This is a genomic window from Streptomyces ambofaciens ATCC 23877, from assembly GCF_001267885.1.
In the GTDB taxonomy this organism is placed as follows: Bacteria; Actinomycetota; Actinomycetes; order Streptomycetales; family Streptomycetaceae; genus Streptomyces; species Streptomyces ambofaciens.
In genome coordinates, this window is sequence record NZ_CP012382.1 from 1,908,951 (window position 1) to 1,934,631 (window position 25,681).

The 25,681-nt window shown below is 68.8% G+C and carries 21 protein-coding genes and 3 rRNA genes; 9 read left to right on the plus strand and 15 right to left on the minus strand.

Annotation, left to right across the window (positions count from 1 at the left end):
- Positions 1-11: 11 nt before the first annotated feature.
- The 4 genes from SAM23877_RS08620 to SAM23877_RS08635 all read right to left on the minus strand — a co-directional run bounded on the left by SAM23877_RS08620 (position 12) and on the right by SAM23877_RS08635 (position 4,212).
- A complete protein-coding gene (locus SAM23877_RS08620; RefSeq protein WP_053128574.1) occupies positions 12-848 on the minus strand; it encodes an ABC transporter ATP-binding protein in 837 nt (278 codons plus the stop codon).
- Positions 849-895: 47 nt separating this feature from the next.
- The gene (locus tag SAM23877_RS08625; RefSeq protein ID WP_053142294.1) at positions 896-1,933 is read right to left on the minus strand and encodes a FecCD family ABC transporter permease; all 1,038 of its coding nucleotides are present in this window, start codon (positions 1,931-1,933) and stop codon (positions 896-898) included.
- Between the two features lie 5 nt (positions 1,934-1,938).
- Positions 1,939-2,985 carry a FecCD family ABC transporter permease gene (locus SAM23877_RS08630; protein ID WP_053128576.1) on the minus strand — a complete coding sequence of 349 codons (1,047 nt, stop codon included), beginning with the start codon at positions 2,983-2,985 and terminating at the stop codon, positions 1,939-1,941.
- Between the two features lie 189 nt (positions 2,986-3,174).
- Positions 3,175-4,212 carry an HAD-IIA family hydrolase gene (locus SAM23877_RS08635; RefSeq protein WP_053142297.1) on the minus strand — a complete coding sequence of 346 codons (1,038 nt, stop codon included), beginning with the start codon at positions 4,210-4,212 and terminating at the stop codon, positions 3,175-3,177.
- A gap of 71 nt (positions 4,213-4,283) precedes the next feature.
- Here SAM23877_RS08635 and SAM23877_RS08640 point away from each other — a divergent pair, with 71 nt between their 5' ends.
- Positions 4,284-5,576, plus strand: coding sequence for a DUF1015 family protein (locus SAM23877_RS08640; RefSeq protein WP_053128577.1), 1,293 nt, complete (start codon positions 4,284-4,286; stop codon positions 5,574-5,576).
- A 61-nt stretch (positions 5,577-5,637) separates the two neighbouring features.
- Here the strand turns inward: SAM23877_RS08640 and SAM23877_RS40810 are convergent, their stop codons facing one another.
- Positions 5,638-6,411, minus strand: a complete 774-nt coding sequence (locus SAM23877_RS40810) for a tetratricopeptide repeat protein (protein ID WP_218922761.1) — start codon at positions 6,409-6,411, stop codon at positions 5,638-5,640.
- Positions 6,412-6,531: 120 nt separating this feature from the next.
- Here SAM23877_RS40810 and SAM23877_RS40815 point away from each other — a divergent pair, with 120 nt between their 5' ends.
- Entirely contained in the window at positions 6,532-7,704 is a 1,173-nt protein-coding gene (locus SAM23877_RS40815) for a hypothetical protein (protein WP_159041977.1), read from the plus strand.
- Between the two features lie 121 nt (positions 7,705-7,825).
- Here SAM23877_RS40815 and rrf read toward each other — a convergent pair.
- The 4 genes from rrf to SAM23877_RS08665 all read right to left on the minus strand — a co-directional run bounded on the left by rrf (position 7,826) and on the right by SAM23877_RS08665 (position 14,143).
- Positions 7,826-7,942 (minus strand): 5S ribosomal RNA (rrf, locus tag SAM23877_RS08650).
- 84 nt (positions 7,943-8,026) lie between these two features.
- Positions 8,027-11,149: ribosomal RNA gene (locus tag SAM23877_RS08655) — 23S ribosomal RNA — on the minus strand.
- Positions 11,150-11,454: 305 nt separating this feature from the next.
- Positions 11,455-12,982: ribosomal RNA gene (locus SAM23877_RS08660) — 16S ribosomal RNA — on the minus strand.
- Together the 16S, 23S and 5S rRNA genes form the textbook arrangement of a ribosomal RNA operon.
- A gap of 519 nt (positions 12,983-13,501) precedes the next feature.
- Positions 13,502-14,143: a DNA-3-methyladenine glycosylase gene (locus SAM23877_RS08665; RefSeq protein WP_053128581.1), complete on the minus strand. Its 642-nt coding sequence runs from the start codon at positions 14,141-14,143 to the stop codon at positions 13,502-13,504.
- 102 nt (positions 14,144-14,245) lie between these two features.
- Here SAM23877_RS08665 and SAM23877_RS08670 point away from each other — a divergent pair, with 102 nt between their 5' ends.
- From SAM23877_RS08670 to SAM23877_RS08680, 3 genes are all read left to right on the plus strand, one after another.
- The gene (locus SAM23877_RS08670) at positions 14,246-15,028 is read left to right on the plus strand and encodes a sporulation protein (protein WP_053128583.1); all 783 of its coding nucleotides are present in this window, start codon (positions 14,246-14,248) and stop codon (positions 15,026-15,028) included.
- Positions 15,029-15,077: 49 nt separating this feature from the next.
- On the plus strand, positions 15,078-15,617 hold the full coding sequence (locus SAM23877_RS08675) for a YbhB/YbcL family Raf kinase inhibitor-like protein (protein WP_053128585.1): 540 nt from the start codon (positions 15,078-15,080) through the stop codon (positions 15,615-15,617).
- Positions 15,618-15,818: 201 nt separating this feature from the next.
- Positions 15,819-16,325 (plus strand): HNH endonuclease, encoded by a 507-nt coding sequence (locus SAM23877_RS08680; RefSeq protein WP_053128587.1) that lies wholly within the window; start codon positions 15,819-15,821, stop codon positions 16,323-16,325.
- 108 nt (positions 16,326-16,433) lie between these two features.
- Here the strand turns inward: SAM23877_RS08680 and SAM23877_RS08685 are convergent, their stop codons facing one another.
- From SAM23877_RS08685 to SAM23877_RS08695, 3 genes are all read right to left on the minus strand, one after another.
- Entirely contained in the window at positions 16,434-17,387 is a 954-nt protein-coding gene (locus tag SAM23877_RS08685) for an SPFH domain-containing protein (RefSeq protein WP_053128589.1), read from the minus strand.
- Positions 17,388-17,555: 168 nt separating this feature from the next.
- A complete protein-coding gene (locus SAM23877_RS08690) occupies positions 17,556-17,987 on the minus strand; it encodes an NfeD family protein (RefSeq protein ID WP_053128591.1) in 432 nt (143 codons plus the stop codon).
- Between the two features lie 54 nt (positions 17,988-18,041).
- Positions 18,042-18,839: an ABC transporter ATP-binding protein gene (locus SAM23877_RS08695; protein WP_053128593.1), complete on the minus strand. Its 798-nt coding sequence runs from the start codon at positions 18,837-18,839 to the stop codon at positions 18,042-18,044.
- A gap of 153 nt (positions 18,840-18,992) precedes the next feature.
- On the opposite strand from SAM23877_RS08695, the gene SAM23877_RS08700 reads away from it, so the two are divergent.
- Positions 18,993-19,781 (plus strand): hypothetical protein, encoded by a 789-nt coding sequence (locus SAM23877_RS08700; RefSeq protein WP_053128595.1) that lies wholly within the window; start codon positions 18,993-18,995, stop codon positions 19,779-19,781.
- A 541-nt stretch (positions 19,782-20,322) separates the two neighbouring features.
- Here the strand turns inward: SAM23877_RS08700 and chpE are convergent.
- From chpE to SAM23877_RS08715, 3 genes are all read right to left on the minus strand, one after another.
- On the minus strand, positions 20,323-20,568 hold the full coding sequence (gene chpE, locus SAM23877_RS08705) for a chaplin ChpE (RefSeq protein ID WP_053128597.1): 246 nt from the start codon (positions 20,566-20,568) through the stop codon (positions 20,323-20,325).
- Between the two features lie 162 nt (positions 20,569-20,730).
- Positions 20,731-21,372: a response regulator gene (locus SAM23877_RS08710; protein WP_053128599.1), complete on the minus strand. Its 642-nt coding sequence runs from the start codon at positions 21,370-21,372 to the stop codon at positions 20,731-20,733.
- Positions 21,365-22,510 carry a GAF domain-containing sensor histidine kinase gene (locus SAM23877_RS08715; protein ID WP_053128601.1) on the minus strand — a complete coding sequence of 382 codons (1,146 nt, stop codon included), beginning with the start codon at positions 22,508-22,510 and terminating at the stop codon, positions 21,365-21,367. Before SAM23877_RS08715 ends, SAM23877_RS08710 begins: the two co-directional genes overlap by 8 nt.
- Positions 22,511-22,729: 219 nt before the next feature.
- On the opposite strand from SAM23877_RS08715, the gene SAM23877_RS08720 reads away from it, so the two are divergent.
- The 3 genes from SAM23877_RS08720 to SAM23877_RS08730 all read left to right on the plus strand — a co-directional run bounded on the left by SAM23877_RS08720 (position 22,730) and on the right by SAM23877_RS08730 (position 25,601).
- Positions 22,730-23,428: an SDR family NAD(P)-dependent oxidoreductase gene (locus SAM23877_RS08720; RefSeq protein ID WP_053142300.1), complete on the plus strand. Its 699-nt coding sequence runs from the start codon at positions 22,730-22,732 to the stop codon at positions 23,426-23,428.
- Positions 23,425-24,537, plus strand: coding sequence for an S-adenosylmethionine:tRNA ribosyltransferase-isomerase (locus SAM23877_RS08725; protein ID WP_053128603.1), 1,113 nt, complete (start codon positions 23,425-23,427; stop codon positions 24,535-24,537). The genes SAM23877_RS08720 and SAM23877_RS08725 overlap by 4 nt, the downstream gene beginning before the upstream one ends.
- A 353-nt stretch (positions 24,538-24,890) precedes the next feature.
- The gene (locus SAM23877_RS08730) at positions 24,891-25,601 is read left to right on the plus strand and encodes a transglycosylase SLT domain-containing protein (protein WP_053128604.1); all 711 of its coding nucleotides are present in this window, start codon (positions 24,891-24,893) and stop codon (positions 25,599-25,601) included.
- The last annotated feature ends 80 nt before the right edge of the window (positions 25,602-25,681 follow it).

A 25,681-nucleotide genomic window follows, 5' to 3' on the forward strand; every position in this document is an offset into this window, starting at 1 on the left:
CTTCGGCCGCATCAGGAAGCCCTGGAGGCCACCGCCTTCTCCGGCCGCCCTGCCGCCGTCACCCGCGCCTTGCGCGCGGCCGGCACCACCAGCGGCGTCCCCGTCTCCGGGTCGTCGATGACCTGGCAGCGCAGCCCGAAGACCCGCTCGACGAGTTCGGCCGTGACGATGTCCTTCGGGGCGCCCTCGGCGATGATCTCCCCGCCGCGCAGGGCGATGAGGTGGGTGGCGTAGCGGGCGGCGTGATTGAGGTCGTGCAGGACGGCCACGAGGGTGCGGCCCTGCTCCTCGTGGAGCTCGGCGCACAGGTCGAGGACGTCGATCTGGTGCTGGATGTCCAGGTAGGTCGTCGGCTCGTCGAGGAGCAGCAGCGGGGTCTGCTGCGCGAGCGCCATGGCGATCCACACCCGCTGGCGCTGGCCGCCGGAGAGTTCGTCGACGTAGCGGTCGGCCAGCTCCGAGATGCCGGTCTGGGCCATCGACTCCTGGACGACCCGCTCGTCCTCGGCCGACCACTGGCGCAGGATGCCCTGATGCGGGTAGCGGCCCCGGCCGACCAGGTCGCCGACCGTGATCCCGTCGGGCGCGATGGACGACTGCGGCAGCAGACCGAGGGTGCGGGCGACCTGCTTGGCCGGCATCGACTGGATGACGTTCCCGTCCAGCAGTACCCGGCCGTCGCTGGGCTTGAGCATCCGCGACAGCGCCCGCAGCAGGGTGGACTTGCCGCACGCGTTCGGGCCGACGATCACGGTGAAGGAGTTGTCGGGTATCTCCACCGACAGCTTCTCCGCGATGACACGCTGGTCGTAGGCGAGGGTGACGTTCTCGGCTGACAGGCGGTTCACATTGCTCCCTTGGTTGTTCAGCCCGCTGCGGATACCGGCGCCGGTGCTCAAATCCGGCCCGCCTTGCGCTCGGTGACCAGCAGCCACAGCAGGTAGACGCCGCCGACGACGCCGGTGACCACACCGACGGGCAACTGGTCGGCGCCGAAGGCCCGCTGCGAGACCCAGTCCGCGCCGACCAGCAGGGCGGCCCCCATGCACAGGGACGCCAGCAGGTTGGGACCCGGCGAACGGGTCAGGCGGCGGGCGAGCTGCGGGGCGGTGAGCGCGACGAAGCTGACCGGCCCCGCGGCGGCGGTGGCGGCAGCGGTGAGCAGTACGGCGGCCACCATCAGCAGCGCCCGCACGCGCTCGACGCGCACTCCGAGGGCGTACGAGACGTCGTCGCCCATCTCCATCATCCGCAGGGCCCGTCCGTTGGTGAGGACGAGCGGCACGAGGACGGCGCACAGCCCGAGCAGGGGCCATACCTGGTCCCAGTCGCGGCCGTCGAGGGAACCGGTCATCCAGACGACGGCGCGGGACGCGTCGACGATGTCGGCCCGGGTGAGCAGATAGCCGTTGACCGCCGTGACGATCGCGGACATGCCGATACCGACCAGGACCAGCCGGTAACCGTGCACTCCCTGCTTCCAGGCGAGCAGATAGATGGCGAGACCGGTCACCAGACCGCCCACCAGCGCGCCGGCGGTGACCTGGGCCGAACCTCCGGAGAACAGGACGATCATCGTGAGGGCGCCGGCCGTCGCACCCTGCCCGAGGCCGAGCACGTCCGGACTGCCGAGCGGGTTGCGCGAGATGGCCTGGAACAGCGCGCCGCCCAGTCCGAGCGAGGCGCCGACCAGCAGGCCGACCAGCACACGGGGCAGCCGCAGTTCGTTGACGATGAACTCCTGGCCGGGGTCCCCTTGGCCGACCAGGGTCCTGAGTACGTCGGCCGCCGGGATCTCGAAGTCGCCGGTGCCGATCAGCAGGACGCTCGCGGCGAGGGCGACGACCAGCAGCAGGGCCACCACGACGGTCGCCCGGACGTCCAGGCGGAACGACAGCCCGCCCGGGCTGCGCACCGCGCGGTTGGTCTTCACGGTCTTCACAGCTGGGCCGTCCTCCGCCGTCGTACGAGATAGATGAAGACCGGCCCGCCGAGCACGGCGGTGACGATCCCGACCTGGAGCTCCGAGGGCCGGGCGACGATCCGGCCGAGCACGTCCGCGCCCAGCAGCAGCACGGGCGACAGGATCGCGGCGTACGGCAGGATCCAGCGCATGTCGGGTCCGGTGAAGGAGCGGACGATGTGCGGGACCATCAGTCCGACGAAGACGATGGGCCCGCAGGCGGCGGTCGCGGCCCCGCAGAGCACGGTCGCGGCGAGCATGGACAGCGCGCGGGTGCGGTTCAGGTTGGCCCCGAGGGCCTTGGCGGTGTCGTCGCCCATCTCCATGGCGTTGAGCGGCCGGGAGAGCGCGAGGGCGAGGACCGTGCCCACCGCGAAGAAGGGCAGCACCTCCCTGATGGTGCCGTCGGTCGCCGAGGAGAGCGAACCGACCGTCCAGAAGCGCATCCGGCCCAGCGCCGCGTCATCCATGATCATCACGGCCTGGAGGTAGCCGAAGAGCGCCGCGCTGATGGCGGTGCCCGCCAGCACCAGCCGCACCGGCGTGGCCCCCCGGCTGCCGCCCAGGAACCAGACCAGCGCGCCGACCCCCGCCGCACCGGCGAAGGCGAACCACACGTACCCGGTCAGCGAGGTGACGCCGAAGAAGGAGATGGCCGTGACCACCGCGGCGGAGGCTCCCGCGTTGATGCCGAGCAACCCGGGATCGGCCAGCGGATTGCGGGTGAGCGCCTGTAGTACGGCTCCGGCGAGGCCGAGCGCGGCTCCGGCGAGCAGGCCGATCACGGTCCGCGACAGCCGCTCGCCCACCACGACGTCACCGTAGGTACCGGAGTCGTGGAACAGGCCGTGCCAGACCTGCGCCAGGGACAGGTCCTTCGCGCCGATCGCGATACTCGTCATCGCGACCAGGCCCAGGAGGGCCGCCGAGACGGGCAGACCGACCGCGCGCAGGACACGGCGCTTCGGGGGCGGCGCGGGGGCGGTCTCCGCGCGCTGTTCGGGGGGACTGTCGACCAACACGCAGTTAGGTTAGCCTACCCTGCCAATCGATCACGATCCCGAGCGTGCTCCCTGCCCGCCTGGCGGCCCGACCCTCACCGACGACCGACAGCCGACAGCCGACAGCCGACAGCCGACAGCCGACAGCCGACAGCCGCAGTCAGGCTGCTTCCCGTTCGCCGCAGTCAGGTTGCTTCCCCGTACGACGGATCACAACCCCAGTCGTGCCAGCGCCTTCCCCGAGTCCAGCCCGCACGCCGCGTCGCCGCCCGCCGTCCAGGCCGCCGCGCACAGGGCGCGCAGTCCGTCCAGCGCCGCGCCGTCGCCCGTCAGTTCCAGCCGGTCCTGGCCGGCCGTGGCCGTCCAGCCGCCGCAGCGGAAGCGGGCGTCGCCGTCCCCTTCCCGCGTCACCTCCGGCTGTCCGGTCAGCAGGCCGCGCAGATCGGCGTCGACGTACGTCGGCCGGTGCTGCGGCGGCGCCGCCAGCAGTTGCGCACCGTCGGTGACACCCGTCAGGACGAGCAGCGAGTCCACCTCCCCGTTGAACGCGCCCTCGATGTCCGTGTCCAGCCGGTCGCCCACCACCAACGGCCGCTGCGCGCCGGTCCGCAGGATCGTCTCCCGGTGCATCGGAGGCAACGGCTTCCCCGCGACCTGCGGCTCGGCACCGGTGGCGATCCGGACGACCTCCACCGCGGCGCCGTTGCCCGGTGCGATACCCCGGGCGCCCGGAATTGTCAGGTCCGTGTTGGAGGCGTACCAGGGCACGCCGCGCGCGATGGCGTAGCAGGCTTCCGCGAACCGCCCCCACGGCAGGTCGGGCCCTCCGAAGCCCTGCACGACGGCCGCCGGATCGTCCTCCGCCGACTCCACCGGTTCCAGGCCCCGCTCCCGCAGCGCCACCCGCAGCCCCTCGCCGCCGATCACCAGCACCCTCGCGCCGGACGGCACTTGCTCGGCGATCAGCCGCGCCACCGCCTGCGCCGAGGTGATGACGTCGTCGGCTCCCGTCGGTATGCCCAGCTCGGTCAGGTGCTCGGCGACCGCGTCCGGGGTGCGGAGCGCGTTGTTCGTGACGTACGCCAGGTGCATGCCGCCTGCCCGTGCCGAGGCGAGCGAATCGACGGCGTGCGCGATGGCGTTCCCCCCGGCGTAGACCACGCCGTCCAGGTCGAGCAGTGCCGTGTCGTACGCCTCGCTCAGGCCCCGCCCACTGCCCTCGGGCCTCGTCCTGACGCTCCGGCTCATGTACATCGCTCCTCGTTCGACGCCTTTCCCCCGATCATCCCCCATGCCACTGACACACGTACGATGCCGGGATGAACACAGCAGGTCACCCGGAAGCAACGGCGCGCCGGGGCCTGGAACTCGTCCCGTTCCGAGGCCTCCGCTACGACCCCGACCGGGTCGGCAGTCTGGCCGCCGTGACGTCCCCGCCCTACGACGTCGTGGTCCGCCCCGACGGCCTGCTCCATCTCGAGTCCGCCGACCCGCACAACATCGTGCGCCTGATCCTGCCCCAGGCCGCCACGCCCGAGGCGCGCAACGAGCAGGCGGCCCGCACCCTGCGACGCTGGATCTCCGAGGGCGTCCTCACCCCCGACCCCGAACCGGGCCTGTACGTCTACGAGCAGCGCGACGGCGACGGCCTGCTGCAACGCGGCATCATCGGCGCCGTGCGGGTGTCGGACCCCTCGGAGCGGGTCGTCCTGCCGCACGAGGACGTGATGCCGCACGTCGTCGCCGACCGCGCGGCCCTTATGCGCGCCACCTGCGCGAACCTCGAACCGTTGCTCCTCACCTACCGCGGCGACGACGCCACCGCGGCCACGACCACCGTCGTGGAACGCACCGCGGAACAGCCGCCGCTGCTCTCGACGACCACGGAGGACGGCTTCTGCCACCGCCTGTGGTCGGTCACCGACCCCGACGACGTGGCCCGCGTACGCGCCGAGCTGGCCGGGCACCAGGCCCTGATCGCCGACGGCCACCACCGCTGGGCGACCTATCGCACGCTCCGCGCGGAACACCCCTCTCCCAGTCCCTGGGACCACGGCCTCGTCCTCCTGGTCGACACCGTCCGCTACCCGCTCCGCGTCCGCGCCATCCACCGCCTGCTGCACGGACTTGCCGTCGCGGAGGCCGTGGCCGCCGTGACCGGCGGTTTCCGCGTCCGTCGCCTGGACACTCCCCTGCCGAGGGCCATGGATGCCCTGGCGGAGGCGGCCGAAGCGGGCAACGCCTTCCTGCTCGCCGGTGACGGCGCCTTCCACCTGGTCGACCGGCCGGACCCCGGCCTGCTGGCCCGCACGGTTCCCGCCGATCGCCCCGAGGCCTGGCGCACGCTGGACGCCACCGTCCTGCACGCCACGCTCCTGGCCCACGTCTGGCACGTACCCGACGACTCGGCGGCCCACGTCTCCTACATCCACGACACGGCGGCCACGGTCGAGAAGGCGGAACGCGACGGCGGTACGGCGGTGCTGCTGCACCCGGTCCGCGAGGAGGTCGTCCGCGACCTGGCACGCCAGGGCGTCACCATGCCCCGCAAGTCGACGTCCTTCGGCCCGAAGCCGGCCTCGGGCCTGGTCCTGCGTGCGCTCGATCTGTGACCCGGCATGAGGAAGGGGCGGGACCGTGCGCCGGTCCCGCCCCTTCCTCATGTCTCGGACGTCAGTCCTTCTCGCCGTCCTCGGCGGAGGGGTCCTGCGCGTCGTTCACGCCCTCCCCCTGAGGCGCCCCCTCGCGCTCGGACTCACCCTCACGCTCGTCGAGGGCGTCCATGAACTCCACACCGTCCAGCTCGGCGAGCCGGTCGGAGGCGTCCGTGCTGCCGTCGCGGTCGGACTCCACCGCCTTCGCGAACCACTCCCGCGCCTCCTGCTCCCGGCCGGCGGCCAGCAACGCGTCGGCGTAGGCGTACCGCAGTCGCGCGGTCCAGGGCTGTACGGAGTGGGCGGCCAGCTCGGGGCTCTGCAGCGTCACGATGGCCGCGTCCAGCTGCCCCATGTCACGCCGGGCACCGGCCGCGACGAGCCGCATCTCGACCTGACCGGCCTTGTCGAGCTTGTGCACCTCGGGGGCGCCCGCCATGTCGAGCGCCTTCTCCGGCCGGCCGAGCCCGCGCTCGCAGTCGGCCATGACCGGCCACAGCTCGACGGACCCGGTCATCCGGCGGGCCGCCCGGAACTCGGCCAGGGCCTCGCTGTACTTCTGGTTGGCGTAGGCGGCGAATCCACCGGCCTCCCGTACCGCGGCGACGCGCGACGCCAGACGCAGGGCGATCTTGGAGTACGCGTACGCCGCCTCCGGGTCCTCGTCGAGGAGCCGGGCGACCATCACCAGGTTCCTCGCGACGTCCTCGGCGAGCGTCTTGGGAAGACTCTGCAGTTCCTGCCGTACGTCCTTGTCGATCTCGTCGCCCGTGACCTCCTCGGGGATCGGCAGGCGCTTGATCGGCTCCCGGTCGCGATCCCGCTCGTCACGGAAGCGGCCGCCGCCGCCCTGCCGGTCGTCGCGCCCACGGAAACCACCGGGCCGCCCGCCGCGGTCGTCATGCCGGGGCCCATGGCCCCCGCGATCGTCCCGACGGTCGTCCCGCCCGCGGAACCCGCCACGGTCGCCACCACGGTCATCACGCCGGCCGAAGCCACCGCGGTCACCACGGTTGTCATCACGCCGGAAACCGCCCCGATCACCGCGGTCGTCACCCCGACGCTCGCCACGGTCGTCACGACGGAAGGAGGGACGGTCACCGCCCCGATCGTCACGACGGTCATCCCGACGGTCATCCCGACGGTCGTCACGACGGAAGGAAGGACGGTCGCCACCACGGTCGTCACGACGGTCGTCACGACGGAAGGAAGGACGGTCGCCACCGCGCTCGTCACGACGGAACGGAGGTCGGTCGCCGCTGCGCTCGTCGCGACGGAACGGGGGACGGTCGCCGCCACGGTCGTCACGGCGGAACGAGGGACGGTCACCGCCCCGATCGTCACGGCGGTCATCCCGACGGTCGTCACGACGGAAGGGCGGGCGATCGCCACCGCGGTCATCACGACGCGGCCCACGGTCACGATCGTCACGACGCCCGTAGCCACCACCACGGTTGTCATCGCGACGGTCGTCCCGGCGGAAGCCGCCGCGCTGCCCGCCACGGTCGTCACCACGACGCTCGTCCCGCCCGCCGAAGCCACCCCGGTCATCCCGGCGGTCGCCGCCGCGGAACGGAGGGCGGTCGCCACCGCGCTCGTCGCGACGGAACGGGGGACGGTCGCCACCGCGCTCGTCACGACGGTCACCGCCGCGGAACGGGGGACGATCGCCGCTGCGCTCGTCGCGACGGAACGGGGGACGGTCGCCACCGCGCTCGTCACGACGGTCACCGCCGCGGAACGGGGGACGGTCACCGCCCCGATCGTCACGGCGGTCATCCCGACGGTCGTCACGACGGAAGGGCGGGCGATCGCCACCGCGGTCATCACGACGCGGCCCACGGTCACGATCGTCACGACGCCCGTAACCACCACCACGGTTGTCATCGCGACGGTCGTCCCGGCGGAAGCCGTCACGCTGCCCGCCACGGTCGTCACGGCGGAACCCGCCACGGTCGCGGTCGTTGTCGCGGCGGAAACCACCACGGTCTCCGCGCTGACCACTTCGGTCACCGCGGTCGCCACTGTCCCGTCGCCGCTGGTCGCGCTCCGGTCGGTCGTCGGGAGAGTTAGGGGACATCGGTGACTCCTGTCTTCGGTACTACAAGTCATTCTCGCGCAGCCGGGTACCCGGTGCGCACTGGAAAAACGAAAGGACCCTTGGTCCCCAGCTGAACGCTGGGGACCAAGGGTCCTTTCCAAAGATTGTTCGGCGGCGTCCTACTCTCCCACAGGGTCCCCCCTGCAGTACCATCGGCGCTGTAAGGCTTAGCTTCCGGGTTCGAAATGTAACCGGGCGTTTCCCCTACGCTATGACCACCGAAACACTATGAAACTGACAACCGCACCATGTGTGGCACATGGGGTTGTTCGTGGTTTCAGAACCAACACAGTGGACGCGAGCAAATGAGGACAAGCCCTCGGCCTATTAGTACCGGTCACCTCCACACCTTGCGGTGCTTCCAGATCCGGCCTATCAACCCAGTCGTCTACTGGGAGCCTTAACCCCTCAAGGGGGTGGGAGTCCTCATCTCGAAGCAGGCTTCCCGCTTAGATGCTTTCAGCGGTTATCCCTCCCGAACGTAGCCAACCAGCCATGCCCTTGGCAGGACAACTGGCACACCAGAGGTTCGTCCGTCCCGGTCCTCTCGTACTAGGGACAGCCCTTCTCAAGACTCCTACGCGCACAGCGGATAGGGACCGAACTGTCTCACGACGTTCTAAACCCAGCTCGCGTACCGCTTTAATGGGCGAACAGCCCAACCCTTGGGACCGACTCCAGCCCCAGGATGCGACGAGCCGACATCGAGGTGCCAAACCATCCCGTCGATATGGACTCTTGGGGAAGATCAGCCTGTTATCCCCGGGGTACCTTTTATCCGTTGAGCGACGGCGCTTCCACAAGCCACCGCCGGATCACTAGTCCCGACTTTCGTCCCTGCTCGACCCGTCGGTCTCACAGTCAAGCTCCCTTGTGCACTTACACTCAACACCTGATTGCCAACCAGGCTGAGGGAACCTTTGGGCGCCTCCGTTACTCTTTAGGAGGCAACCGCCCCAGTTAAACTACCCATCAGACACTGTCCCTGATCCGGATCACGGACCCAGGTTAGACATCCAGCACGACCAGACTGGTATTTCAACGACGACTCCACCCACACTGGCGTGCGAGCTTCAAAGTCTCCCAGCTATCCTACACAAGCCGAACCGAACACCAATATCAAACTGTAGTAAAGGTCCCGGGGTCTTTCCGTCCTGCTGCGCGAAACGAGCATCTTTACTCGTAGTGCAATTTCACCGGGCCTATGGTTGAGACAGTCGAGAAGTCGTTACGCCATTCGTGCAGGTCGGAACTTACCCGACAAGGAATTTCGCTACCTTAGGATGGTTATAGTTACCACCGCCGTTTACTGGCGCTTAAGTTCTCAGCTTCGCCCCACCGAAATGGAGCTAACCGGTCCCCTTAACGTTCCAGCACCGGGCAGGCGTCAGTCCGTATACATCGCCTTACGGCTTCGCACGGACCTGTGTTTTTAGTAAACAGTCGCTTCTCGCTGGTCTCTGCGGCCACCCCCAGCTCAGACCGTAAAGATCATCACCAGGTGTGGCCCCCCTTCTCCCGAAGTTACGGGGGCATTTTGCCGAGTTCCTTAACCATAGTTCACCCGAACGCCTCGGTATTCTCTACCTGACCACCTGAGTCGGTTTAGGGTACGGGCCGCCATGAAACTCGCTAGAGGCTTTTCTCGACAGCATAGGATCATCCACTTCACCACAATCGGCTCGGCATCAGGTCTCAGCCTTGTGTGCGACGGATTTACCTACCGCACGGCCTACACCCTTACCCCGGGACAACCACCGCCCGGGATGGACTACCTTCCTGCGTCACCCCATCACTCACCTACTAACCGCTTGGTCCGGCGGCTCCACCACTCCCCTCAACTCCGAAGAGATCAGGGCGGCTTCACGGCCTTAGCATCACGATGCTCGATGTTTGACGCTTCACAGCGGGTACCGGAATATCAACCGGTTATCCATCGACTACGCCTGTCGGCCTCGCCTTAGGTCCCGACTTACCCTGGGCAGATCAGCTTGACCCAGGAACCCTTAGTCAATCGGCGCAAACGTTTCTCACGTTTGTATCGCTACTCATGCCTGCATTCTCACTCGTGAACCGTCCACAACTCGCTTCCGCGGCTGCTTCACCCGGCACACGACGCTCCCCTACCCATCCATACAGGCGTTGGCCCTAATGTATGAATGACACGACTTCGGCGGTACGCTTGAGCCCCGCTACATTGTCGGCGCGGAATCACTAGACCAGTGAGCTATTACGCACTCTTTCAAGGGTGGCTGCTTCTAAGCCAACCTCCTGGTTGTCTGTGCGACTCCACATCCTTTCCCACTTAGCGTACGCTTAGGGGCCTTAGTCGATGCTCTGGGCTGTTTCCCTCTCGACCATGGAGCTTATCCCCCACAGTCTCACTGCCGCGCTCTCACTTACCGGCATTCGGAGTTTGGCTAAGGTCAGTAACCCGGTAGGGCCCATCGCCTATCCAGTGCTCTACCTCCGGCAAGAAACACACGACGCTGCACCTAAATGCATTTCGGGGAGAACCAGCTATCACGGAGTTTGATTGGCCTTTCACCCCTAACCACAGGTCATCCCCCAGGTTTTCAACCCTGGTGGGTTCGGTCCTCCACGAAGTCTTACCTCCGCTTCAACCTGCCCATGGCTAGATCACTCCGCTTCGGGTCTTGAGCGTGCTACTGAAACGCCCTATTCGGACTCGCTTTCGCTACGGCTTCCCCACTCGGGTTAACCTCGCAACACACCGCAAACTCGCAGGCTCATTCTTCAAAAGGCACGCAGTCACGAGACACCAAGCAAGCTTGATGTCCGACGCTCCCACGGCTTGTAGGCACACGGTTTCAGGTACTATTTCACTCCGCTCCCGCGGTACTTTTCACCATTCCCTCACGGTACTATCCGCTATCGGTCACCAGGGAATATTTAGGCTTAGCGGGTGGTCCCGCCAGATTCACACGGGATTTCTCGGGCCCCGTGCTACTTGGGTGTCTCTCAAACGAGCCGCTGATGTTTCGACTACGGGGGTCTTACCCTCTACGCCGGACCTTTCGCATGTCCTTCGCCTACATCAACGGTTTCTGACTCGCCTCACAGCCGGCAGACTGTGAAAGAGAGATCCCACAACCCCGCACACGCAACCCCTGCCGGGTCTCACACGTATACGGTTTGGCCTCATCCGGTTTCGCTCGCCACTACTCCCGGAATCACGGTTGTTTTCTCTTCCTGCGGGTACTGAGATGTTTCACTTCCCCGCGTTCCCTCCACACTGCCTATGTGTTCAGCAGCGGGTGACAGCCCATGACGACTGCCGGGTTTCCCCATTCGGAAACCCCCGGATCAAAGCCTGGTTGACGGCTCCCCGGGGACTATCGTGGCCTCCCACGTCCTTCATCGGTTCCTGGTGCCAAGGCATCCACCGTGCGCCCTTAAAAACTTGGCCACAGATGCTCGCGTCCACTGTGCAGTTCTCAAACAACGACCAACCACCCATCACCCCGGGACAACATCCCGAGTGCACTGGGGCCGGCACTGAAAGCAGGCCAACGGCCGTACCCTCAGATACCCAACAGCGTGCCCGACACGAACCACTCTCAGGACTCACGTTCCACGCCGAAGCAGTACTAGTGATCCATCAAGCCGATCGTGCCGAGTAGTCAACGTTCCACCCATGAGCAACCAGCATCAGACATTCGCTGATGTACTGGCCTCTGAACCAGGCAAGCCTGGCTTAGAAGTGCTCCTTAGAAAGGAGGTGATCCAGCCGCACCTTCCGGTACGGCTACCTTGTTACGACTTCGTCCCAATCGCCAGTCCCACCTTCGACAGCTCCCTCCCACAAGGGGTTGGGCCACCGGCTTCGGGTGTTACCGACTTTCGTGACGTGACGGGCGGTGTGTACAAGGCCCGGGAACGTATTCACCGCAGCAATGCTGATCTGCGATTACTAGCGACTCCGACTTCATGGGGTCGAGTTGCAGACCCCAATCCGAACTGAGACCGGCTTTTTGAGATTCGCTCCACCTCGCGGTATCGCAGCTCATTGTACCGGCCATTGTAGCACGTGTGCAGCCCAAGACATAAGGGGCATGATGACTTGACGTCGTCCCCACCTTCCTCCGAGTTGACCCCGGCGGTCTCCCGTGAGTCCCCAACACCCCGAAGGGCTTGCTGGCAACACGGGACAAGGGTTGCGCTCGTTGCGGGACTTAACCCAACATCTCACGACACGAGCTGACGACAGCCATGCACCACCTGTACACCGACCACAAGGGGGGCACTATCTCTAATGCTTTCCGGTGTATGTCAAGCCTTGGTAAGGTTCTTCGCGTTGCGTCGAATTAAGCCACATGCTCCGCCGCTTGTGCGGGCCCCCGTCAATTCCTTTGAGTTTTAGCCTTGCGGCCGTACTCCCCAGGCGGGGCACTTAATGCGTTAGCTGCGGCACGGACAACGTGGAATGTTGCCCACACCTAGTGCCCACCGTTTACGGCGTGGACTACCAGGGTATCTAATCCTGTTCGCTCCCCACGCTTTCGCTCCTCAGCGTCAGTATCGGCCCAGAGATCCGCCTTCGCCACCGGTGTTCCTCCTGATATCTGCGCATTTCACCGCTACACCAGGAATTCCGATCTCCCCTACCGAACTCTAGCCTGCCCGTATCGACTGCAGACCCGGGGTTAAGCCCCGGGCTTTCACAACCGACGTGACAAGCCGCCTACGAGCTCTTTACGCCCAATAATTCCGGACAACGCTTGCGCCCTACGTATTACCGCGGCTGCTGGCACGTAGTTAGCCGGCGCTTCTTCTGCAGGTACCGTCACTTTCGCTTCTTCCCTGCTGAAAGAGGTTTACAACCCGAAGGCCGTCATCCCTCACGCGGCGTCGCTGCATCAGGCTTTCGCCCATTGTGCAATATTCCCCACTGCTGCCTCCCGTAGGAGTCTGGGCCGTGTCTCAGTCCCAGTGTGGCCGGTCGCCCTCTCAGGCCGGCTACCCGTCGTCGCCTTGGTGAGCCACTACCTCACCAACAAGCTGATAGGCCGCGGGCTCATCCTGCACCGCCGGAGCTTTCGAACCGCCTGGATGCCCAAGCGGATCAGTATCCGGTATTAGACCCCGTTTCCAGGGCTTGTCCCAGAGTGCAGGGCAGATTGCCCACGTGTTACTCACCCGTTCGCCACTAATCCCCCACCGAAGTGGTTCATCGTTCGACTTGCATGTGTTAAGCACGCCGCCAGCGTTCGTCCTGAGCCAGGATCAAACTCTCCGTGAATGCTTTACATCACGGGAGCGGAACAGTCGGAGGAATAATCCGACCGTTCACAGCGTCCTCGCTGTATTTTTTCAAAGGAACCTCAACCCGATCAGAGATCCGATCAGGTCGGGGTATCAACATATCTGGCGTTGACTTTTGGCACGCTGTTGAGTTCTCAAGGAACGGACGCTTCCTTTGTACTCACCCGAGAGACTCTCTCAGGCTTTCCTCCGGGCGCTTCCCTTCGGTCTTGCGTTTCCGACTCTATCAGATCCTTTTCGATCCGATTCCCTGTCGGCGGGATTTGTCTTGGCTTCCCGGCTTTCGCCCGTCGGCCTTTCGACATTCACTACGTTAGCTGATTTCTCCGTGGGCTCATAATCGAGTCCTGCGAGTTCGAATTCAGGCATGCGAGCATGCCGAAATCGCCCCCGCTGAGGGGAAATCGTAGGTAGTGGGTGGCCGCTTCCGGCTGCGGGCGATTGCCCTACCCCGGTCAAGCGGCTCGGGCTACGTTACGCGCCTGTCCACGGAGAGTCAACTTCGGCGTCGCCTGGGCACATGGGCCCGGTACGGGCTCACCGTGGGGTCGTCCGCGACCCAGTACCGCCACGGATGGACGCCGCCCTCTCCGGACACTCCCGTGCGCGGGCCGTTGCGTACCTGGTCGCGGGGGGCCGGGCTGCCGGTCAGGACGCGCAGGGGGGTGTCCCCGGCCGTGCAGGCGTCCGTGCCGTTCAGGGCGCGGTCGACGTCCAGGGCGGTGGCCAGTCGGGCGGGGCCTTTGGCCAGTTCCTTGTCATTGCGGGCCGAGAGTCGGCGGGTGCGGGCCAGTTCGGCGCCCTCGATGATCTCGCCGGCGCGGAGCAGGACCGCGCTCGCCCTGCCCTCGGGACCGCACACGAGGTTCATGCAGAACCACATGCCGTAGGTGAAGTAGACGTACACGTGTCCAGGGGGGCCGAACATCACGTCGTTGCGGGGTGTGCGGCCGCGGTAGGCGTGGGAGCCGGGATCGTTCTGACCGTCGTAGGCCTCGACCTCCGTCAGACGGAGGGCGATGGGACCGTCGGGTGTGTCGCGCACGAGGATGCGGCCCAGGAGGTCGGGGGCCACGTCGAGGACGGGCCGGTCGAAGAAGTCCCTGGGCAGGGGCGTACGGTCGGGGCTCGCGATCATGCCCTCCGAGCGTAACGCAGGTGAGTGGTACGGAACCGGCCACGGGCGAATCGCGTTTGTAGGGGTCAAGGGTTCACACGCACAGCCTGGAGAGGGAGAGACATGGCGTTCAAGAAGCTGCTCGCGAGCCTGGGGGCCGGTGGGGCTTCGGTCGAGACCGTGCTCAGCGAGGTCAACGTCGTTCCGGGCGGTGTCGTCCAGGGCGAGGTGCGGATCCAGGGCGGGTCGGTGGACCAGCAGATCGAGGCCCTGTCCGTGGGGCTCCAGGCCAAGGTCGAGGTGGAGAGCGGCGACCAGGAGTACAAGCAGGACATCGAGTTCACGAAGACCCGGCTCGGGGGTGCCTTCGAGCTGAAGGCGAACGCGGTGCACGCGGTGCAGTTCGGGCTCGAGATCCCCTGGGAGACGCCGATCACGATGATCGACGGGCAGGCCCTGCGCGGAATGGACATCGGGGTCACCACGGAGCTGGAGATCGCCCGCGCGGTGGACTCCGGTGACCTGGACCCGATCAACGTGCACCCGCTGCCGGCGCAGAAGGCGATCCTGGACGCGTTCATCGGGCTGGGCTTCCGCTTCAAGAACGCGGACATGGAGCGCGGCCACATCCGCGGCACGCGGCAGAAGCTGCCGTTCTACCAGGAGATCGAGTTCTTCCCGCCGCAGCAGTACCGCGGGCTCAACCAGGTCGAGCTGAGCTTCGTCGCCGACGCGCAGGCGATGGACGTCGTGCTGGAGATGGACAAGAAGCCGGGGCTGTTCAGCGAGGGCAGCGACACGTTCCGTTCCTTCACGGTGGGGCTGAACGACTACCAGGGGACCGACTGGACGGCGTACCTCAACCAGTGGCTCTCCGAGGTCGGCAGCAAGCGCAACTGGTTCTGAGGGTTCTAGGCTCGGACACCACTGCACCGAACGATCAGGAGGTACCGAGGTGACCGAGCTCAAGCGGCGTCCGCTCCCCCATGACTTCCACCCGCCCGTGCCGTCCTTCACTGTCACGAGTGAGGACGTCCAGGAGGGGGCGACGCTCAAGGACGCCCAGGTCCACGCGGCCGGCAACACCTCGCCGCAGCTGCGGTGGGAGGGCTTCCCGGCCGAGACCAAGAGCTTCGCCGTGACCTGCTACGACCCGGACGCCCCGACGGGGAGCGGGTTCTGGCACTGGGTGGTGTTCGACATCCCGGCCTCGGTGACCGAGCTGCCGGTGGGCGCGGGCAGCGGCACGTTCGAGGGTCTGCCGGAGGGCGCCGTACAGGCGCGCAACGACTACGGCAGCAAGGACTTCGGCGGCGCCGCTCCGCCGGCCGGGGACGGACCGCACCGTTACGTGTTCACGGTGTACGCCGTGGACCAGGAGAAGCTGGGTCCGGACGCGGAGGCCACGCCGGCCTTCGTCGGCTTTAATCTGCGCTTCCACACGATCGCGCGCGCCCAGCTCGTCGGTGAGTACGAGGTGCCCGCCGAGGACTGAGTGTCCCGAGCGTTCAGGGAACGTTTGCCCGCCTCTGGTCTTGGAATGGATCAGGGGCGGGCATTTTTGTTGCCGGGGGGTGCGGGGGGAGCGTCCCCCCGCCGGAGCAGCAGATATTGCGTTGTCCATCCCGGCGTGCCCGGCCAGAGTTGTTCCCAGCCCGCCAGGGGGTGGGCCGGTGCACACGGGAGGTGGGCTGGTATGCGGGACACGCTGGTGCTGAACGCGAGCTTCGAGCCGTTGTCGACGGTGACGTTGAATCGAGCCGTCGTTCTGGTGCTCCAGGACAAGGCCGTCGTCGAACAGGCCCACCCCTCCCTGCGGATGCGCGGAGCCGCGCTCGACATACCGGCGCCACGGGTGATCAGGCTGTGCCAGTACGTACGGGTGCCCTTCCGAAGACGCGCTCCGTGGTCCCGGCGGGGCGTCCTGGTCCGGGACCGGCACCGGTGCGCGTACTGCGGTCGGCGGGCGACGACCGTCGACCACGTGGTGCCGCGGTCGCACGGCGGTCAGGACTCCTGGCTGAACACGGTGGCCTCGTGCGCGGAGGACAATCACCGCAAGGCGAACCGGACGCCTGAGCAGGCGGGGATGCCGTTGCTGAGGGAGCCGTTCGAGCCGACGCCCGCCGACGCGATGTTGCTGGCGCTGGCCCGGGACGACCTCGAGGCGCTGCCAGACTGGTTGGCGCTGAACGCTGCGTGAGCCTCGCGCCGCCGGGACCGACGGGCGTCGCCGGGTGCCGGTGCGGTGCGGCTGGTCACGCGGTTCCCCGCGCCCCTTGCGGGGGCGCGGGTGCGGGCCCGGTGTCGGCTAGTCGATGGTCGGCTTCTCGCGGCGTTCCTGGGCCGGGACACTCGCGCCGCCGTTGCCGGAGCCGGAACCGCCGCCCATGCCGCCGAAGTTGCCCATGGCGCCCGACAGGCCCTTGAGGGCGTCGCCGATCTCGCTGGGGACGATCCAGAGCTTGTTGGCGTCACCCTCGGCGATCTTGGGGAGCATCTGGAGGTACTGGTAGGAGAGCAGCTTCTGGTCCGGGTCGCCGGCGTGGATGGCCTCGAAGACCGTGCGCACGGCCTGTGCCTCGCCCTCGGCGCGCAGGGCTGCGGCCTTCGCCTCACCTTCGGCGCGCAGGATCTGGGACTGCTTCTCGCCCTCGGCGCGCAGGATCTCGGACTGCCGGACACCCTCGGCCTGGAGGATCGCGGCGCGCTTGTCACGGTCGGCGCGCATCTGCTTCTCCATCGAGTCCTGGATGGAGGTGGGCGGTTCGATGGCCTTGAGCTCGACGCGGTTGACGCGGATGCCCCACTTGCCGGTGGCCTCGTCGAGGACGCCGCGCAGGGCCGCGTTGATCTCCTCGCGGGAGGTCAGGGTCCGCTCCAGGTCCATGCCGCCGATGATGTTGCGGAGCGTGGTGACGGTCAGCTGCTCGATGGCCTGGATGTAGCTGGCGACCTCGTAGGTCGCGGCGCGGGCGTCGGTCACCTGGTAGTAGATGACGGTGTCGATGTTGACGACCAGGTTGTCCTGGGTGATGACCGGCTGCGGCGGGAAGGGGACGACCTGTTCGCGCAGGTCGATGCGGTTGCGGATGGTGTCGATGAACGGGACCACGATGTTGAGGCCCGCGTTCAGCGTCCGCGTGTAGCGGCCGAAGCGCTCGACGATGGCGGCGCTGGCCTGTGGGATGACCTGGATGGTCTTGATCAGGGCGATGAAGACCAACACCACCAGGATGATCAAGACGATGATGACCGGTTCCATCGTGGTTGTCCGTCCCCTTCTCCGCCTCGGCGCTCCGGCAGATTCCGTCGACCCTGGCTACGGGCCCTGACTACGGCTGATCCTACGGCTGTTGAGGATCTTGCTGGTCGAGTCTGTCAGACCGCCGCGCACCTCGGAGGGTGTTCGGTCCACTTGTGCCCGGCGAGGTCACATGATGATCGCCGTCGCCCCCTCGATGTCCACGACGTCCACTTCCTCGCCCGTCTCGTAGGCGCGTCCGGTGTCGAGCGCGCGTGCCGACCAGATCTCTCCGGCGAGCTTGATCCGTCCGCCGGAGCCGTCGACCCGCTCCAGCACGACGGCCTGTCTGCCCTTCAGGGCGTCGACTCCGGTGGCGAGTTGCGGTCGTTGGGAGCGGTGCCGGGCGGCGATGGGCCGTACGACGGCGAGGAGGGCGACCGAGACGACGACGAAGACCAGTACCTGGACGACGAGGTCGGCGCCGAACCCGGAGGCGACGGCGGCGGCGACCGCGCCCACGGCGAGCATCCCGAACTCCGGCATCGCGGTCACGACGAGCGGGATTCCGAGCGCTGCCGCGGCGACGAGCCACCACACCCATGCGTCGATGTCGTTCACACGGTCATGGTAGGTCCGCGGGAGCCGCCGGGGACAGGGCGCACGGGGGGCGGGTCAGGACAGCGGGAGCCCCTGCGCGGTCCAGCGGTCGCCCATCTGCTCGACGAGGAGCGGGAGTCCGAAGCAGAGCGAGAGGTTGCGCGAGGTGAGTTCGAGCTCCAGCGGGCCGGCGGCCAGCACCTTGCCCTGACGGATCATCAGCACGTGGGTGAAGCCCGGGGCGATCTCCTCGACGTGGTGGGTGACCATGATCATCGAGGGGGCGATCGGATCGCGGGCGAGGCGGCCGAGGCGGCGGACGAGGTCCTCGCGGCCGCCGAGGTCGAGACCGGCGGCCGGCTCGTCCAGGAGCAGCAGCTCGGGGTCGGTCATCAGGGCGCGGGCGATCAGGGTGCGCTTGCGCTCGCCCTCGGAGAGGGTCCCGAACCTGCGGTCCAGGTACTCGGTCATGCCGAGGCGGTCGAGAAAGGCGCGGGCGCGCTGTTCGTCGATGTCCTCGTACTCCTCCTGCCAGCCGGCGGTCATGCCGTAGGCGGCGGTCAGCACGGTCTGCAGGACGGTCTGACGCTTGGGCAGCTTGTCCGCCATGGCGATGCCGGCCATGCCGATGCGCGGGCGCAGTTCGAAGACGTCGGTACCGGGCTTGCCGAGGGTCTCGCCGAGGATGGTGGCGGTGCCGTTGCTGGGGTAGAGGTAGCTGGACGCGACGTTGAGGAGGGTGGTCTTGCCGGCGCCGTTCGGGCCCAGGATGACCCAGCGCTCGCCCTCCTTGACCGACCAGGAGACCTGGTCCACCAGAGCCCGGCCCTCGCGGACCACGGATACGTCCTGAAGCTCCAGAACATCGCTCATGAGCGCGTTGTCTCCCCTTGCAGTGTGGCCGGTTCCGGCTGTCGCATACGCCTGTGGGCTCGGGCCGCCGCGCCGGTGGGCGCAGGCCCTCCAGGAAATCTACGCCACCGGTCGGCCGCACCGTTCCATCGGTCCGGTCCTTAGGGTGGGGGGATGCTCTCGGAACCACGCGCAGGGCGCCTTGCCGCCTGGGGAAATGCCCTTATTGCCGGAATGGTCTCGCCGGACGACGCCGCGGTGGCGATCGTCGGCGACGACGCGGTGCACCGGGTGGAGGATCTGCCGGGTGAGTCGGCGCCGGTGGGTCTCACACTGGCGCTGGGGCGGCTGCGGACGCTCGGGGCGACCGGACTGCGGGTCGCGCTGCCCGCGCCGGGGCATCCGCTGGGGCTGAGCGGGCCGCCGGACTTCAACGCGCGGGCGCTGGAGGCCGAGGAGGCGGTGATCTGCCACGGTGCCGCGCTCGGGCTGGTGCCGGAGGTGTACGAGGCCGGGCCCGAGGGTGATGTGCATGTCGAGGTCGTCTGGCACTGCCTGCCGGTGCGGGAGGCGCCGCCCGCCGACGTGCCCGCTCTCGGGGAGGCGGAGCGGGAGCTGGCGGAGGCGTTGCGGGACGCGACGGAGGTGCTGACGCGGCTGGACGTGGCCGGGTCGGGGCCGGTGGCCGAGGCGGCCGTGGCGGCTTATCGGGCGCGGGCCGAGCGAGGGCGGGAGGTGCTGGCGCCGGGGTATCCGCCGCGGGCGGTACGGGTGCTGGAGCTGGCGCAGCGGGTGGGGGCGTTGGTGTCGCTGGCGTGTGAGAACGGACACGGGGGTGCGGTGAGCGCCTCCGAGATGGCGGCGCGGTGGGAGGCGTTGCGGCCGGTGGAGCGGACGGCTCGGCGGGCGCAGGTCGCGGCGTACAACTCCGTTGTGGAGGAGCGGGAGAAGGGGGCGCGGTGACGTCCCTCGGGGGGCGGGGTCCGGGGGGTTGCGGTGACGTTTCTTGTACCGCGGGGACTCGTGAGATGCGGTCGCATTCCTTGTGGGCGAGGCCCATGGGTGGTGCGTCCCTCGGAGGGGCGGGGTCGGGGTCCGGTGGCGTCGCTCGGTGGAGTGAGCGGGGTGAGTGCGGGGCGGGGGTGGGCGTCGCGGCCGGGCGTTCGCCGGGTGCCGCCGCGCCCACCCGTGCCGCCCCAGCGGCACTGCTGCCCGCAGCTACGGCGAGGGGAACGACGTCCGCAGCGCCGGCGGCATGCGGTCGGGCGTGACTGCGGCGGGGTGGAGGCGACCGTGACTGCGGCGCGGTAGGCGCGGCCTTGCCCCGGCGAAGCGCGAGCGGCCGTGACTGTGACGGGGCGTGGCCGACCGGGTGTGGGCGGCCTCGCTCCGGCGGGGTGTGGGCGGCCGTGGTTGGGGGGTGTGGCGGTCGTGGGTGGGTGTGCGACCGGCCTCCCGGGTGGGGCCGGGAGGCCGGGGGTCTGGTGCGGGGTGCCGCGTCGGGTCAGTGGTTGAGACCCAGGTTGCCGAAGGCCGGGTTCAGGACGCCGATGACGTTGACGCTGTTGCCGACGGCGTTGACCGGGATGTGGATCGGTGCCTGGACGACGTTGCCGGAGGCGACGCCCGGGGAGCCGATGGCCTCGCCGTGGGCGACGGCGCCGTCGGTGGCGGAGGCCATGCCCGCGCCGGCGGCGATCAGCCCGCCGGCCATCATCGTCACGGCCGCTGCCTTCTTCAGGTTCTTCACTTACAAGCCCTCCTCGCGATCGCCGCGGCAGTCGCCGCGGCACGCACTGGAGAACGGCCGGGGCGCGCGGAGGATGCGCCATATGGGGGACATTCCCACGACGGTATGAATCTCGGACCGGAAGGGAACCCTCCAGGTTGCCGTCGCGTACGCGCGTACGGATCAGCCGGTCACACCATGTCGCACGGCCCACAGCGCGGCCTGGGTGCGGTCCGCGAGGTCGAGCTTCATCAGGATGTTCGAGACGTGGGTCTTGACGGTCTTCTCGGAGAGCACGAGCGCGCGGGCGATCTCCCGGTTGGAGCGGCCGTCCGCTATGAGGCTCAGCACCTCACGCTCCCGTTCGGTGAGGGAGCCCGCTCTGCCCTGGCCCGAGTTGCCCTCCTCCTGGGAGAGCAGGGCGCCCGCGACCTCGGGCTGGAGCAGGATGTGGCCGGCGTGCACGGAGCGGATGGCGCCCGCGAGGGCGTCGGGGTCGACGTCCTTGTAGACGTATCCCGCCGCTCCGGCGCGCAGGGCCGGGACCACGGTGCGCTGCTCGGTGAAGCTGGTGACGATCAGCACGCGCGCGTGGTTGTCGAGCTCACGGAGTCTGCGCAGCGCCTCGACGCCGTCCATGCCCGGCATCTTGACGTCCATGAGGATCACGTCGGGCTTCAGTTCCTCGGCGCGGTCGACCCCTTCGGCGCCGTCCGCGGCCTCGCCCACCACCTCGATGTCGTCCTGCACCTCCAGGAAGGTGCGCAGGCCCCGGCGGACCACCTGGTGGTCGTCGACGAGCAGCACCTTGATTGCGTCAGCCACCTGGGACCTCCATCTCGATCGTGGTGCCCTTGCCGGGCGCCGATTCGACGGTCAGCGTGCCCCCGGCGCCGTTCGCCCGGTCCCGCATCGAGACCAGGCCCAGGTGGCGTCCGGCGCGGCGGGCCGTGCGCGGGTCGAAGCCGCTGCCGTCGTCGGTGACGCGCAGCACGGTCGCGGCGCCTCGCCGGTGCAGGGTCACGGCGACGTGTTCCGGCGAGGAGTGCCGCAGGGCGTTGTGCAGCGCTTCCTGGGCGACGCGCAGCAATGCCTCCTCCTGGGCGGCGGGCAGGGCCTTGACCCCGTGGCCGGCGAAGGTGACGCGCGCGCTGTGGGCGCGGTCGAGGACCTGTATCTGGGTGCGGAGGGTGGCGACGAGGCCGTCCTCGTCCAGGGCGGCGGGACGCAGCTCGACGACGGCGGCGCGCAGCTCCTCGGCGGCTTCCGCGGCGAGCGCGGCGACCTGCTGCAGTTCGCCCTTGGCGCGCGCGGGGTCGCGGTCGACCAGGGTCGCGGCGGCCTGGGCGGTCAGGCGCAGTGAGAACAGCTTCTGGCTGACGGCGTCGTGCAGTTCGTGGGCGAGGCGGGAGCGTTCCTCGGCGATGGTCAGCTCGCGGCTGCGTTCGTACAGGCGGGCGTTGGTGAGGGCGATGGCGGCGTGCTGGGCGAGGATGCCCAGCAGTTCCTCGTCGTCCGCGGTGAAGCCGCAGCCGCCCTCGGGCTTGGGGCAGTTCTTGTTGGCGAGGAAGAGGGCGCCCATGACCTCCTCGCCGTCGCGGATCGGCAGCCCCAGGAAGTCGACGAGGTCGGGGTGGGCGGAGGGCCAGCCCTCGAAGCGGGGGTCCTTGCGGACGTCGCCGAGGCGCTCGGGCCTCGCCTCGCGCAGCATCGAGGCGAGGATGCCGTGCTGGCGGGGCAGCGGGCCGATGGCCTTCCACTGCTCGTCGCTGACGCCGTCGACGACGAACTGGGCGAAGCCTCCGTGGTCGTCGGGGACGCCGAGCGCCGCGTACTGCGCGTCGAGCAGCTCGCGGGCCGAGGCGACGATCGTCTTGAGGACGTCGCGCACCTCGAGGTGCCTGCTCATGGCCAGCAGCGCGGAGCTCACCGCGGCGAGGCCGGACCGGGGGCCGTGACTCATGTCCTCACGGTACCGGCGGGGGGTGACACCGGGATCGGACCTGTGGCCGCCGTCGCCTAGGGCGGTGGGCCTAGGCCGGAGGTCCCGTCCGCCGGTCCTAGGGCGAAGGCCCCCGCACGGTTGCGGCCCCTGCCCGAGGCGGCCGGTGCGGCCCGGTCCCTACGTTGAGGATCACGCCGGACCGACCGGGAGGGCGTGGACGACGAGGGGACGTGGATCATGCCGGTTGCGATCATCACGGGGGCTTCGAAGGGGCTGGGCCGCGCGCTCGCCGAGGCCCTGGCGGAACGGGGCTGGGACCTGGTGCTGGACGCCAGGACGCCGGAGGTGCTCAAGGAGGCCGCGACGGCGCTGGAGGCGTACGGCACGCGCGTGACGGCGCTGCCGGGGGATGTCACCGACGCGGGGCACCGGGCCGCTCTGGTCTCGGCGGCCTGGCGGCTGGGCGGGGTGGACCTGCTGGTCAGCAACGCGAGCGCGCTGGGCGCGGAGCCGCTGGTACGGCTGGAGGAGCTGCCGCTGGACGGGCTGCGGCGGGCCCTGGAGGTGAACGTCGTGGCCGCCCTGGGCCTGGTCCAGGAGGCGCTGCCGTTGCTGCGGGTGGCTCCGGCGGGCGCGGTGCTGACGGTCAGCTCGGACGCCGCGGCGGAGGCGTACGAGACCTGGGGCGGCTACGGGGCCTCCAAGGCGGCCCTGGACCAGTTGGCGGCGGTGCTGGGCGCCGAGGAGCCGGGGCTGCGGGTCTGGGCGGTCGATCCCGGGGACATGGCCACCGACCTGTACGCGGCGGCCGTACCGGACGACGACGATCCGCGGCCCGATCCGGTGCGTGTCGTGCCGGCGCTCCTGCGGCTGCTGGACGAGCGGCCGGCCGGCGGGCGGTACGGGGCTGTGGCGCTGCTGGAGGGAGTGCGATGACCCTCGTGCTGCGCGTACCGGAGGAATTGTCGGCCCGGGTGCCCGTCGAGCAGCGGGGGCCGGGGCTGGACCGGGACGGCGTACGGCTGCTGGTGTCGCGCGGCACCGAGGTGTCGCATCACGGGTTCCGGGAGCTGCCCGGGCTGCTGCGGGCCGGGGACCTGCTCGTCGTCAACACGTCCGTGACGCTGGCCGCCGCCGTCGACGGGCACATCGGGCGCGCGCCCGTGGTGGTGCACTTCTCGACGCGAGGGGACGACGGCCGGTGGGCGGTGGAGCTGCGGGACCCCGATGGCAGGGGCACCACGCGTCCCCGCGCGCGTGCGGGGACGCGCGCGGGGAAAGAGCGACAGGCGCCTCCTCCGGCGGACGGCGGCGGGGGCCGCGCCGGCTCCCTGCGGGGGACGGAGGTGCGGCTGCCGGAGGGGGCGCGTCTGGTGCTGGAGGAGCCGCTGAGCGCGCGTGGGGAGCGGCTGTGGTGGGCGCGGGTCTCGGGGGCCGACGTGCCCGTGGTGCTGCGGGAGCACGGGCGGCCCATCCGCTACTCCTACACGGAGCGGGACCAGCCGCTGTCCGTGTACCGGACGGTCTTCGCGCTGCCGTCCGAGGACGGGGCGGGCAGCGCGGAGATGCCGAGCGCGGCGCGGCCCTTCACGGCGCGGCTGGTGGCGGAGCTGGTGAGCCGCGGGGTGCAGTTCGCGCCGGTGACGCTGCACACGGGGGTGGCCTCGGCCGAGGCGCACGAGCCGCCGTATCCGGAGCGGTTCGTGGTGCCGGAGGCGTCGGCGCAGCTGGTCAACGCGGCCAGGGCGGGCGGCGGGCGGGTCGTGGCCGTGGGGACGACGGCCGTGCGGGCGGTGGAGTCGGCGGCCGGCGCGGACGGGGTCGTACGGGCCCGGGCCGGGTGGACCGACCTGGTCGTGACGCCGGAGCGCGGGGTGCGGGCGGTGGACGGTCTGCTGACGGGGCTGCACGACCCCGAGGCCTCGCATCTCCTGATGCTGGAGGCGGTGGCGGGGCGGGCGGCGATCGACCGGGGGCACGAGGCCGCGATGAAGGGGCGCTACCTGTGGCACGAGTTCGGCGACGCCCATCTCCTCCTGCCGTAGGAGGGCGCCACCAAGCCCCTCACGCACTGCATTGCTTCAGCAACCAATCGTGAGAACGGCGGGGGGTGGATGTGAGCCCTCGCATAGGGCGCACGTCACGTACGAAGGGGAGTAGGAGAACGACTCGTCCGTTTTGAGCGGGGCAGACGGTCCAGTCTGCCCCGTTTTGCCCTTCCCTGATCCACTACCCGGGATCGTACGTCACACCTTTGCCTCCGGATTTTGCGGCCGCTAAGAATTGCTCTCGTCGCTCAGCGCCGTGGGTTGTCGCCCCGCGGCGTTTGTGCCGGAAGCATCCCTGTCCCCACCGGACGAGAGCGACCTCCGCGCTATTCGAAGAGGTCTATCCCGCCATGCCCAAGAACATCTTCACCCGTGGTCATAGTCGTCCCCTGAACCGCACCCACAAGCTCGCGATCGCCGGTGTCGGCACGCTCGGCGCCGCCGCCGTCGCGCTCACCGCGGTCCCGGCCAGCGGGCAGACGACCACGAGCGAGGCCGCTCCGACGGCCAAGGTGGCGTACAGCACGAAGCAGATCCAGGACGTGCACGCCGGCGTCACCGGCCAGCTCGCCGGTGCCAGCCAGAAGGTCGCCTCCATCGAGGCGAAGAAGGAGGCTGCCGCGACCGCCAAGAAGGCCGCCGCGGCGAAGAAGGCGGCAGCCGAGAAGGCCGCCGCCAAGCGCGAGGCCAAGGAGACCGCCAGCCGGTCCGCCCAGCGCACCGAGGTCAAGAAGTCCTACCCGAACAACCTGGACGGCTGGATCCGCGAGGCCCGGGCCATCATGAAGAAGCACGGCATCCCCGGTTCCTACGAGGGCATCCACCGCAACATCATCCGGGAGTCCTCCGGCAACCCGAAGGCCATCAACGACTGGGACATCAACGCCATCAACGGCATCCCGTCGAAGGGCCTGCTCCAGGTCATCCCGCCGACGTTCGAGGCCTACCACGTGCCCGGCACCTCGAAGAACATCTACGACCCGGTCGCCAACATCGTCGCCGCGTGCAACTACGCCGCGGACAAGTACGGCACCATGGACAACGTCGACAGCGCGTACTGAGGTCAGCGCGGACCTCTTCACGCCGGCTCGAACCGGTACGCCGAAGGGCGGCACCCTCCTGACGGGGTGCCGCCCTTCGG